This window comes from Kitasatospora sp. NPDC001095 (assembly GCF_053598615.1).
In genome coordinates this window covers 434,005-445,398 of sequence record NZ_JBSFKQ010000002.1, presented here as the reverse complement: position 1 = coordinate 445,398, position 11,394 = coordinate 434,005, and the positions used below count along the sequence as shown (strand labels likewise).

Sequence of the window (11,394 nt, the reverse complement as noted above, 5' to 3'; positions counted from 1 at the left end):
AGGCCGGGGATGTCAACATATCTGGCGTTGACTTTTGGCACGCTGTTGAGTTCTCAAGGAACGGACGCTTCCTTCGGACCGCCTTCCAGCGGGCCCTCCGGGCTTCGTTCTTTCGTGTTTCCAGCTTATCAGATGTTTTCCGCTCCGTTTCCGGGGCTTCGTCATCCAACTCGCCGGTGTCTTCCGGGGCTTGACGCCCTGTCCGACGTTTCAAACTCTAGCCGATCTCCGCTCCGAAAAGCGAATCCGGCCGCAACCCGATAAAACGAGCACGCCAAATAAGCGCTCAGCCGCGACGCGGAAATGCCGACGCGACCCAGCCCGAACCTGGGAAGTGGTGTTTCAGAGGATTGGCCGCCCCGGGACCGTCCGCGCCGATGCGTGTCCGGTGCTCCCTGCCAGGCAGCTCGAAGAACACTAGACCTCTGGACTCTCCGGGTCAAGTGGCGCAAGCGGATTTCCGGCTCTCTCTTCCGCCGGCAGCTGGAAGGCCAGGACGGCGACGTCGTCGTCGTGCTCGGAGGTCACGCCCATCGCCCGCAGCAGCCTGGCGCAGACCACCTCGGGGGCGCCGATCGCACCGGTCAGGGTGCGGGCCAGGAGATCGAGGCCCTCGTCGATGTCCTCGTCGCGGCGTTCGACCAGTCCGTCGGTATAGAGGACGCCGGTCGTGCCGGGGAGCAGGCGCAGGGTGTGGGAGACGTGCAGGCCGCCGCCGGTGCCGAGCGGCGGGCCGTTCTGTTCCTCGCTGCGCAGGATGGTGCCGTCGGGGCAGCGCAGCAGGACGGGCAGGTGTCCGGCGGAGGCGTAGGAGAGGGTGCGGCGCTGCGGGTCCCAGACGGCGTAGGTGCAGGTGGCGATCTGGTTGGCGTCGATCTCCATGGCGAGCCCGTCGAGCAGGCGCATCACCTCGTGCGGGGGCAGGTCGAGGCGGGCGTAGGCGCGGACGGCGGTGCGCAGCTGGCCCATGACGGCGGCGGCGCGCAGGCCGCGGCCCATGACGTCGCCGATGACGAGGGCCGTGCGCCCGCCGTCGATGGCGATGACGTCGTACCAGTCGCCGCCGACCGCGGCCTCGGCGCCGCCCGGTTGGTAGGTGGCGGCGACCCGCAGGCCGGCCGGCTGGTCGAGCTTCTGCGGGAGCAGGCTGCGCTGGAGGGTGACGGCGGCCTCGCGCTGGCGGCGTTCGGCTTCGCGCAGGCGGGCGGCGGCGAGGACCTGGTCGGTGACCTCGGCGGCGAAGATCAGCACTCCGGCGGGTTGGCCCTCCACGGGGGTGTCGCCGTTCTCCCCGGCGCCGAGCGGGACGCAGGAGACGTTGTAGTAGCGGTTGCCGGTGAGGCCGAGGATGCAGCGGGCCTTGACGCTGCGCGGGCGGCCGCCCCGGATGACCTGGTCCATCAGGGGCAGGACGCCCATGGTGGCGAGTTCGGGGAGCGCCTCCGCCGCCGGCAGGCCGGTGGGGCGTTCGCCGAAGAGTTCGCGGTACGCGCGGTTGGCGTAGCCGAGCTGGTGGAGCGGGCCGTAGGTGACGGCGACCGGGGCGGGGATGCGGTTGAGGACCTCGCGCAGGTTCTGCGGCTTGTGCGGGTCGAGGAGCTCGGCGGTGGCGGCGGGACCGGTCGGGTCTCGAGGGCTGGGCACGACGACGCCGTCGGGGCAGGGCGCACCGTCCTCGGTGCCGGTCCCGGTGGGCGGGAGGGCACGCCAGGGGACTCCGGCGAGCCGGGCGCTCCAGCGCATGAGGTTCAAACGACGGCCGCTTCCTCGTTTTCCAGGCATATCATCACTTTTTGTGTGCGCAGCACCACAAGGGGTAATGACCAGGTCGGGCTGATCCTGTCAGGCGGAGGCCCGGTTCCGGAAGTCGCACGCCCGGCGTGGCCGTCCGGACGACTGCCGGGCCGGGTCGGCGGGCGCGTTCACCGGGGAGCATCCGGGCCGGCGTCGGACCGCCGCCCGGACTTCGGGCCGAACCCTCCCTCGAAGGCCGAACGCGGGTGCTCCGTCGCTCCCAGCGAGACCACCTCGCGGGAGAACACCCCGCCGAGTACCCAGTCCATCAGCACCCGCACCCGGCGTTCGGCGCTCGGCAGCCGCCTCAGGTGCCGGGCCCGGTGCAGCCACCAGGCCCGGCGGCCGGTGAGCGTGCCGCCCCGCCGGGTGTGCGCGACGGCCCGGCGCGGGCCGAGCGAGGTCGAGCAGGCGGCGGGGCCCGGCCGGTAGTCGGCCAGGCGGGGGTCGTGCGGCCCGCCGTCCAGCGCCACCACGACGTTGCGGGCGAGCAACTCGGCTTGGGCGAACGCGTGCTGGGCGTTGGGGGCGCAGGGGGCGCCGTCCGCGTTCGGGTCGGGTACGGCGGCGCAGTCGCCGGCCGCCCAGACCCCGGGCAGGGCGCGTCCGTCCGGTCCGACGGCCTGCAGGGTCGCCAGGCACCGCACCCGGCCGAGGGTGTCCAGCGGCAGGTCGGTCTCGCGCAACAGCGGGGACGGCCGAACGCCCGCCGTCCAGACCAGGGTGCGGGCGCCGAAGCGGCTGCCGTCGGAGAGTGCCACGACCCGGTCGGCGGCGGACTCCAGGGTGGTGCGCAGCCGGATGTCGACGCCCCGCTCGCGCAGTTCGCCCAGGGTGTGTTCGGCGAGTTCGGGCGACTCCCCGGCGAGGATCCGGCCGGTCGCCTCGACCAGGACCCAGCGCAGGTCCTCGGCGCCGACGTTGTGGTAGCCGCGCACGGCGGTTCGGGCCATGTCCTCCAGCTCGGCGAGCGCGCCGACACCCGCGTAGCCGGCGCCGACGAAGACGAAGGTGAGCGCGGACTGGCGCAGCGCCGGGTCGCGGGTGGCGGAGGCCAGGTCGAGCTGCTCCAGGACGTGGTTGCGCAGGCCCACCGCCTCGCCGACGGTGGAGAAGCCGAGGCCGTGTTCGGCGAGTCCGGGCGCCGGAGCCGTGCGGGAGACCGAGCCGGGGGCCACCACGAGGATGTCGTAGGGCAGTTCGACCGGGGCGGGGGGTTCGCCGGGGCCGGCGGCGTCGGCCAGGGCGCGCCGGGCTGCGTGTTCGATCCGGGTGATCCGGGCGGTGAGCACCCGGCAGTCCGGCAGGACCCGACGCAGCGGCACGACCACGTGTCTCGGGTCGATCGAGCCGGCCGCCACCTCGGCCAGCAGCGGGTGGTAGGTGAAGTAGGCCTGGGGCTCGACGACGGTGATCTCCACCTCGCCGCGCCGCAGCCGTTCCCGCAGGGCGCGCTGGAGGTGGAGGGCGGCGGCCGTTCCGGCGCAGCCGCCGCCGGCGATCAGGATCCTGATGGTGCGCCTCCTGCCGATGCGACGTTTCGTCCCCGGCCGCCCCGCGGCCGGGTGTGTCCCCCCATCACGCCCCTATGAAGGACCGGCGGAGGCGGTCTTGTCCACAGTCCGTACGGGGCGGGTTGCGACACGAGTGACCGCCGTGGCCAGTTGTGCCTACTGGGCGACTTTCTGACGCACTTTCGGCCTCGGAGACTGGTGAACTATGGTCGGATTGTGTACCGGGGCGGCCGTCGCCATGACAATCGGCGGCGACGCACCGTGGAGCGGCCACTACGGCCAGTTCCAGCGTTGGCGTGTAAACCCGACTGGGGGCCGGTCATCCGGGGAAGGGTAGTTCCCGGACAGGGCCCCGGACGGTGCCGACGCGCCGAGCCGGACGTGGACCCGGCACGGCGGCACGAACCGTGGTCACCGGATCGGGACGGGCGGCACGAGCAATGGGTCATCGGGTCATTTCTGACGGGCTGAGCTGCACCGGGGGGTGCAGGGGCGGGCGACGACAGGGTCCGGTTTCGGACGCCTGCGGGGGAGAGTTGGGATGATGGATCAGGAGCAGGTGTTGGGGCGGGCGGTCGCACCGCAGGCCGGGCCGGGCGTGGTCCCCGAGCAACGCGGCCCGGTGGAGCTGCCGTCGCAGAGCGGGCTCGCGCAGGTCGGCATGGTCCAGGCGGCCGTCCCGTACCGGGCCGAGCCGGCGGCGGCCGCCGCGGCGGTGCCCGGGGCCAGGCTGCGGGTGGACGCCCGGCGGAACCTGGAGAGCGTGCTGCGGGCGGCCCGCGAGGTGTTCGGCGAGTTCGGCTACGGCGCGCCGATGGAGGAGGTCGCGCGCCGGGCCGGGGTCGGGGTCGGCACCGTCTACCGGCGCTTCCCGAGCAAGGAGGTGCTGGTCCAGCGGATCGCCGCCGAGGAGGTGGCGTGGCTGACCGCGCAGGCGCGGGAGTCGCTGTACGGCGGTGACGGCGCCTGGGACGCGCTGGCAGGCTACCTGGCCCGCGCGGTGAGCAGCGGTGCCGGGCGGCTGCTGCCGCCGGAGGCGTTCCGTTACGCGGAGGAGCTGGGCCGGGTGCCCGAGCAGCGGACGGCGGAGCAGCCCGCGGCGGTCCGCTTCGACCTGCGGGGCGAGGAGGCCCGCTCCGGCGGGGTGGTCGAGCCGTCGGCGGCCGACGCCGACCCCCGGCTGCTCCTCCAACTGCTGGCCGCCCTGGTGGCGCGGGCCGGTGCCGCGGGCGAACTGCGGCCGGGCGTCACGGTGTCGGACGTGGTGCTGGTGCTGACCGCCTCGGTGCCGGTGCACGCGGTCCGTCCGTCGCTCTCCGCGCCGGCCGCCGGCGGTTTCTCGCCGATTTCTTCGCAGACGGACGGTCAACCGGCGGCCGGGCCCTCGGACCGGCTGCTGCAGATACTGCTGGACGGCCTGCGGGAGCGCTGACGCCCGCCGGTCGGCCGGTCCGCCACGCCCGGCGGGCAGGGGAGTTGGAGGAAGGACCGGCGCGCGGCCCGGGTGCGCGCGCCGGGTGTGGGAGTCGCACACCCCACCGCCGCACGCTGGGCGAACACTCCCGCGACGGCCCCTCGGAGGGGTGGAAGGCGGTCGCTCCGGCTACCGCCCGCCCCTGCGCTATGCCATCCTTTGCCCGTGGTTGGAGCCAATGTCCCGATGCGCGCCGTTCGCGCGCCGTCGGCGCCGTACGCCGGGGAGCCGTGCGCCCGCGCACGCCCGCGCGCCCTGCCACGCTACGGGGGCTGTCGTGGAATCTGGGGTCCGTTGTGAGCGCCGAGGAACAGAACGACTACGGGTACGGTCTCGACTTCGGAGGCCTCTCCGGTGACGGCGCCGAGGGGTCCGTCACGGGCCCCTGCAGTCTCGGCAAGGCCGGCGGGGCGGCCCAAGTGCCGGGCTCCGCGCCGGGTGCGGCCGCCGGACACGTCCCCGACCAGGCCGGGATGCCCAGCCGCGAGACGCTCTCCGCCTCCGCCGCCGCGCTGCCCCCGGGCCGGGTGCCCGGGCAGGCCCCGGCGGGCCGCGGCGGTGTCTCCCCCGAGGCGTTCGTCGGGGAACCGTTCACCGGCGACGGCCGGACCGCCCGGCCGACCGTGCCCGCCCCCGCCGATCCGGTGGACGGCGAGCGCCCCGCCTCCGACGCCGAGTTGACCGCCCGGGTGCGGGCCGGCGACGACGCCGCGTACGAGGAGATCTACCGCCGGCACGCCGACTCGGTGCGCCGCTACGCGCGCACCTGCTGCCGGGACAGCTTCACCGCCGAGGACCTCGCGGGCGAGGTGTTCGCCCGCACCCTGCAGGCGCTGCGGGCGGGCAAGGGCCCCGAGTTCGCCGTCCGCGCGTACCTGCTGACCGCCGTGCGCAACGTCGCCGCCGCCTGGCACCGCAGCGAGCGGCGCGAGCAACTCGTCGACGACTTCGCCGTGTTCGCGCAGACCTCGGCCGCCGTGGTCGACGTCGACCTCGCCGACCCGGGCGCCGACGCCTGGGCGATGGCGATGGCCGACCAGCGGATGGTCATGCAGGCCTACGCCGAACTGCCCGAGGACGACCGGGTGGTGCTCTGGCACACCGAGGTCGAGCGGGAATCCCCCAAGACCGTCGCGGTGATGCTCGGCAAGACCGCCAACGCCACCGCCGTCCAGGCCCACCGGGCCCGGGACCGGCTCGCCGCCGCGTTCCTCCAGGCGCACGTCTCGGGCAGCCAGGACCGGGCATGCGAGGCGTACGCCAACCGGCTCGGGGCGTACGCGCGCGGCTCGCTGCGCAAGCGGGCCTCGGCGGAGGTCGGCCGGCACCTCCAGGAGTGCGACCGCTGCACGGCGGCCTGCCTCGAACTGACCGAGATCAACACCGGGCTGCGCGCCCTGCTGCCCGGCGGGGTGCTCGTCTGGATCGGCGTCGGCGGGTTCGGCGCCGCCGCGGCCGCCGTGGGCGGTGCCGCCGCCGTCGGCGGTGCGGCAGCGGCCGGGACGGCCACCGCGGCCTCCGGGTCCTCGGGGGCGGCGGCCGGTGCGGCCGCCGGTGCGGCCGCCGGTACGGCCGCCGCCGGCTCGACCGGGGCGGCCTCCGGCGGGGCCGGTGCCACCGCGGTCGGCGAGGGCCTGGGCACCGCGGCCAAGGCCGGGATCGTCGCCGCCATCGCGGTGGCCGCGGCCGCCGTCGCCGCGTACGCGTTCACCGGCTCGCCCGAACCGAAGCCCCCGGCGGCCGCTCCCCCGGCCCCCAGCGCGCCGACCGCCGCCACACCCGGGGCGCCCGCGGCCTCGCCCGCGCCCGCGCCCACGGCGGCTCCGGCCCCGGCGTCCAGCGCCGCCGCCGCGGCCCCGGAAGAGCCCGCGGTGAGCCCCGCGGCCAAGCCGACCACCAAGTCCACGCCGGTTCCGCCGGCCGCCACCGACCAGGCCCCGCAGCCCGGAACGCCCGCACCCGGCGGCCCGAAACCGCCGACGCCGAGCTTCACCCCCCCGGTCGTCACCGTGCCGACCCTGCCGCCGCTGCCCACGCCCGACGTGCCGGTCATCCCGACGCCGACCCTGCCGCCGCTGCCGACCCCGACCGTCAGCCCGCCGGTGCCGCCGGTGCTCAGCGACTTCTGGGGCGACTCGCTGCCCGTACTGAAGCCCGGCAACAACCGGGTGCCACCCCCCGAGCCGAGCATCCGGCAGAAGGGCAGCGACAACTTCTGGCAGCGTGACGGCGGCTGGATCGGCGGCGCCCACCACCCGCACGCGATCACCGTGCACGCCCCGGCGAGCACGGTGATCGACCTCAACCGCACCTGCACGTCCTTCGACGCGGTGGCCGGGGTGGACGACGCGACGCTCTCGCCGGGCCGGGTCGTCTTCACCGTCCACGGTTCCGACGGCAGCACCCTGTGGCGCTCCCGCGCGCTGGCCGTCGGCGACGACGCGGTGCCGGTACACGTGCCGCTGGCCGGGCAGAAGTCGATCAAGCTGACGGTCACGCCGGTGAACGGGATCTGGTCGGCGCTGAACGTCGCGGACTGGGCCCAGGCCCGCTTCCGGTGCTCGTGACCGCCCGGACGCGGTCCGGGCGGTCATGACCCGGGGCCCGCTCCAGGGCGTCCTGGAACGGGCCTCGGGCCGACGGTGACCGTCGGGTGGCCTTGACCGTCAGATGGCGCAGGAGCCGTCCGCGCAGGCCTCCCCGGCCGGGGCGACCTGCACCGGGGCGGGGCGGCGCTCGCCGATCTCGGTGGCGACCTGCTCCAGCACCTTGCGGAAGGTCGCCGCGTCCTGGCCGCCCTGGACGGCCCACTTGCCCTCGAAGACGAAGGTCGGCACGGCGCTGATGCCCAGCTCCCGGCCCTCGGCCAGCTGGGCGTCGACCTCGGCGGTGCCCTCGTCGCCCGCCAGGTAGGCGGCCACCCGGTCGCGGTCCAGGCCGGCCGAGACGGCGACGTCGGTCAGCGCGGCGCGGTCACCGACGTCGACGCCGTCGGTGAAGTGCGCCTTCAGCAGCGCCTCCTTCAGCCGGCCCTGGACGGCCGGTCCGTACTCGACCTCGGCGAGGTGCAGCAGGCGGTGGCCCAGGAAGGTGTTGGCGTGCAGCGCGGCGTCGAAGTCGTACGTGATGCCCTCGGCGAGGCCCAGCTCGGCCACCCGCGCGTCCATCGCCACCGACTGCGGGCCGTAGCGCTCGGCCAGCCAGGCGCGGTGCGGGCTCGCGGTTTCGGGGGCGTCCGGGACCAGCTGGTACGGACGGTAGACGACCTCGACCTGCTCCCGGCCCGGGAAGTCCGCCAGGGCCTGCTCGAAACGGCGCTTGCCGATGTAGCACCAGGGACAGGCGATGTCGGACCAGATCTCGACCTTCATGCGGGGGGCTCCAGGGGGCGTCTTGTCAGGTGTGGACAAGACGGGTGAACGGTGAACCATCTCGGTACATTCCCGGCACCCCGCCGATCAGGCCGCGGGCGGCGCCGGGACCACCAGCACCGGGCAGGCCGCGTGGTGCACGACCGCCGAACTCACCGAGCCCATCAGCAGCCGGGCGAAGCCTCCGTTGCCCCGGGTGCCGACCACCAGCGTGTGCTGCCGGGTCGCCGCCTCCAGCAGCACCTCGATCACGTTGCCCAGCACCACGTGCAGCGACAGCTCCCCCGCGTACGGCGCGGGGCGCTGGCGCTGAACGGCGGCCACCGAGCGGCGCAGCCCGTCCGCCATGCTCTCGACCAGCGTCTCCACGCTCTCCTGCACCAGCTCCGTCATGCCCGGCGGGTAGCCGGCCGGCGCCGGATTGACGACGGCGAGCACGTACAGCGGCAGCCCGAACAACTCGGCCTCCGTCATCGCCCGGTCCAGCGCCCACAGCGACCCGTCCGACCCGTCACACGCCGCCAACACCCCCGGCGGCCGCCCCGACGGCGGACGCCCCAGCACCGACAGCACGACCGGCACCTCCCGCCCCGCGCTCCCACCGGCCACCGCACGTCCTCCTCGCCCCGGACCCACACCCCCGCCATCATCACCGCCCCGTCCACCAGGGCCCGGCAACCGCGCCGCAGACCGGGGCCGACGGACGGGAGGGCCGGGGCCCGCAGGCGGCAGGCCGGGGGACCGGCGGGAGCAGCCGGTGGTGTCAGGACGTGAGCGCGGGTTGGCGGGGGGCGGGCAGGCCGGTCCAGCAGGCGCCGTGGCGGCGGGCGCGGACGCGGCGCAGCCACAGCTCGGTGGAGACGAGGTCCGCGAGGCCGGCGAGGGCGGCCGGGGAGAGCGGGGTGGCGGGGTCGGCGGAGCGGGCGAGGTCGGCCCGGACGGCGGGGAGGTCGATCAGGCCGGCTTCGGCGAGCAGCGGGGCGTCGAAGAGTTCGGCGAGTCCGTCGGCGGCGAGGCACAGGCCGGCGCGGGTGGGGGCGGTGCGGTCGGGGCGGGGGCTCCGGCCCCAGTCGGGGGGCAGGTCGGTGCGGCCGGCGCCGGTGAGGACGGCGTGCAGGAGGGCGTGCCGGGCGCCGGGTTGGAGGCGGACGTCGTCGGGCAGCAGCCGGGCGGCGCGCACCACCTGGTTGTCGAGGAAGGGCGCGTGCAGCCGCTGGCCGGGCTGTTCGGCGGCGTGCACGAGGGTGCGGAAGGAGCGCGCCTGCCGGTAGAGGGCGTGCCGGGCCCGGTGCGCGCCGGGGTGTTCCTCGGGCGCCGGTCTGCGCGCCGCCAGGCGCAGCCGCAGCGCGACCGAGGAGAGCGCCTCGTCGGAGAGCCAGCGGGCGGCCGGGCCGGGCACGCACCAGGCGAGGTCGACGGCCGAGCGGGCCCCCGCCGTGCCGTCGCCGTCCGGGACGTGGCGGGCGGTCAGCCTGGCGGCCGCCTCGTCCAGCGCCTCCGCGTAGCGGACCCGGGAGAGCCGGTGGGCGGCCCGGAGCACGGTGAGCGGGGTGCGCAGCGTGCCGGTGAGGACGCCCGCGGCCGCCCGGTCGGCGCCGGCCAGCGCGACGACCGGGGGCAGGAGTTCGCGTGGCCGGCCGGCCCGGATCAGGTCGGCGAGCCGGGCCGGGTGCCCGTCCAGGACCTGGCGGGCGCCGTAGCCGGTGAGGTGGTCGGTGCCGCCGGCGTCGAAGCGGGCCTCGGCCCGGGCGGCGGCGACGAGTTCGGGCCCCGGCTCGTCGGTGAGCCGGCCGGACCGCGGGTCGGCGTCCAGCCCGGCGTACGGGAGGGTGTCCGGGCCGGGGTCGAGCACGGTGTGCCGCAGCCGCGGGGTGTCGGGGGCGAGCACGAGGCCGGCCGGGGGCTCGGTCTCGCCGAGGGTGACGGCGGCCAACTGCTCGGGGGCGGCGGGTTCCCGGGCGGTGGCGCGGGCCCAGGAGCCCTTGACCGCGCCGCTCCTGGCCCCGGCGGTGGCGGCCCGGGCCGCCGGGACGGACGCCGTGGACGCGGCGGCCGTCGGCGCCGGCGGCAGCGGGACGGCGGCGGCGAGCAGCGCGACGGTCGCGGAGGCCGTCCCGTACGAGAGGTCGACGCCGAGCCGGGCCCGCCCGGCCGGATCGAGGGCCGGGGTGGTGGTGCGGACCCGGGAGCGGACGGACTCCAGCAGGGCGCGGGTGAGTTCGCGGACGGCGGGCGCCTCGTCGCGCGGCTGCTCGGCGCCGGCCGGGTCGTCGTAGCCGGACAGGTACGGGCGGCCGCCGCGGATGCCGAGCACGTGGCCGGGCGGCACCCGCTGGACGCCCAGGTACGGGGTGCCGGTGCCGAGCGCCTCGGGGGACTCGGGGCAGGCGAGCCGGGCGGCGAGGTGGCCGGTGTCCAGCGGGGCGCCGACCAGGTCGGCGAGCGGCAGGGCGGCGGTGGCGTACGCGGTGCCGCCGGCCCACGGGGTGTGGAAGACGGGCCGGGCGCCGGCGAGGTCGGTGAGCAGCAGGGTGGAGCGGGTGCCGGAGCGCAGCACGACGGTGTAGCTGCCGGGCCAGGCGGTCAGGTGGCGGACGGCGCCGCCGCGGGCGGCGGCGAGGCCGGCGGCGAGTTCGGCGTCGGTGGCGCCGCAGTGGCCGAGGACGGCGAGCCGGGAGGTGGCGGGGGTGTCCTCGACCTGGTCGGGGGCGGTGGGGCCGGTGCTGACCACGGCGGGGGCGCCGGGGCGGAGGGTGACCAGGCGGATCTCCCCGGGGCGCCAGTCGCCGACGGCCCAGAGCGGGTCGGGCCCGGCCCACAGGGGCCGCGCGGCGATCGGCTCGACCCTGCCGAGCGTCTCGTGCGCCGGGGTGCCCGCGCTCGGCGCGCCCGTGCACCAGCCCGTCAGCCACCGCATCGCGCCTCCACCGGACGAGGACCTGCATCCGTACGACGCGTTCGCCGCCGCCGGGCGGCCGGGTGGGGTGCCTGACCGGCCCGCGCCGTCCCGGCGTGCCCCGCAGCTCGACGCGCCGTCAGGAGACATCGTGCCACCGCGGGGCGCCGCCGTGGTCGGTGTTCCGGGTTCCGTTTCCGTTCGAACCGGCCGTTCGACGGCCGACGCGGCCACGACGGCGGACGGGGGTGGGCTCCCGGTCGCGCCCGCCGGACCGCTCCGGAGCCGGGGGGCTCCCACGCCGCCTCGACCGCTCCGGGTGAGCAAGTTCCGCGCGCCGGAGGC

At 76.3% G+C, this 11,394-nt stretch carries 6 protein-coding genes and 1 pseudogene; 2 read left to right on the top strand and 5 right to left on the bottom strand.

Features of this window, described 5'->3' with window-relative positions:
* Window positions 1-459: 459 nt before the first annotated feature.
* Together ACWDBB_RS03955 and ACWDBB_RS03950 are read right to left on the bottom strand one after the other, a co-directional pair.
* Window positions 460-1,752: pseudogene (locus tag ACWDBB_RS03955) on the bottom strand (SpoIIE family protein phosphatase); the annotation flags it as partial.
* A gap of 170 nt (window positions 1,753-1,922) precedes the next feature.
* Window positions 1,923-3,296: an NAD(P)/FAD-dependent oxidoreductase gene (locus ACWDBB_RS03950; protein ID WP_449788108.1), complete on the bottom strand. Its 1,374-nt coding sequence runs from the start codon at window positions 3,294-3,296 to the stop codon at window positions 1,923-1,925.
* A 553-nt stretch (window positions 3,297-3,849) separates the two neighbouring features.
* Here ACWDBB_RS03950 and ACWDBB_RS03945 point away from each other — a divergent pair.
* Both ACWDBB_RS03945 and ACWDBB_RS03940 read left to right on the top strand, forming a co-directional pair.
* Window positions 3,850-4,740, top strand: a complete 891-nt coding sequence (locus tag ACWDBB_RS03945) for a TetR/AcrR family transcriptional regulator (RefSeq protein WP_449788093.1) — start codon at window positions 3,850-3,852, stop codon at window positions 4,738-4,740.
* A 338-nt stretch (window positions 4,741-5,078) separates the two neighbouring features.
* On the top strand, window positions 5,079-7,349 hold the full coding sequence (locus tag ACWDBB_RS03940) for a sigma-70 family RNA polymerase sigma factor (protein WP_449788092.1): 2,271 nt from the start codon (window positions 5,079-5,081) through the stop codon (window positions 7,347-7,349).
* Window positions 7,350-7,448: 99 nt separating this feature from the next.
* On the opposite strand, the gene ACWDBB_RS03935 is transcribed toward ACWDBB_RS03940, so the two are convergent.
* The 3 genes from ACWDBB_RS03935 to ACWDBB_RS03925 form a co-directional block, all read right to left on the bottom strand.
* A complete protein-coding gene (locus ACWDBB_RS03935; protein WP_392881916.1) occupies window positions 7,449-8,153 on the bottom strand; it encodes a DsbA family oxidoreductase in 705 nt (234 codons plus the stop codon).
* Window positions 8,154-8,240: 87 nt separating this feature from the next.
* Window positions 8,241-8,762: a universal stress protein gene (locus ACWDBB_RS03930; RefSeq protein ID WP_449788091.1), complete on the bottom strand. Its 522-nt coding sequence runs from the start codon at window positions 8,760-8,762 to the stop codon at window positions 8,241-8,243.
* Between the two features lie 154 nt (window positions 8,763-8,916).
* Window positions 8,917-11,070, bottom strand: coding sequence for an asparagine synthase-related protein (locus ACWDBB_RS03925; RefSeq protein WP_449788090.1), 2,154 nt, complete (start codon window positions 11,068-11,070; stop codon window positions 8,917-8,919).
* Between the last annotated feature and the right edge of the window lie 324 nt (window positions 11,071-11,394).

Coding starts and splice junctions, on each gene's coding strand:
- ACWDBB_RS03945 (WP_449788093.1), top strand. CDS start 3,850: ATGATGGATCAGGAGCAGGTGTTGGGGCGGGCGGTCGCACCGCAGGCC.
- ACWDBB_RS03925 (WP_449788090.1), bottom strand. CDS start 11,070: ATGCGGTGGCTGACGGGCTGGTGCACGGGCGCGCCGAGCGCGGGCACC.
- ACWDBB_RS03935 (WP_392881916.1), bottom strand. CDS start 8,153: ATGAAGGTCGAGATCTGGTCCGACATCGCCTGTCCCTGGTGCTACATC.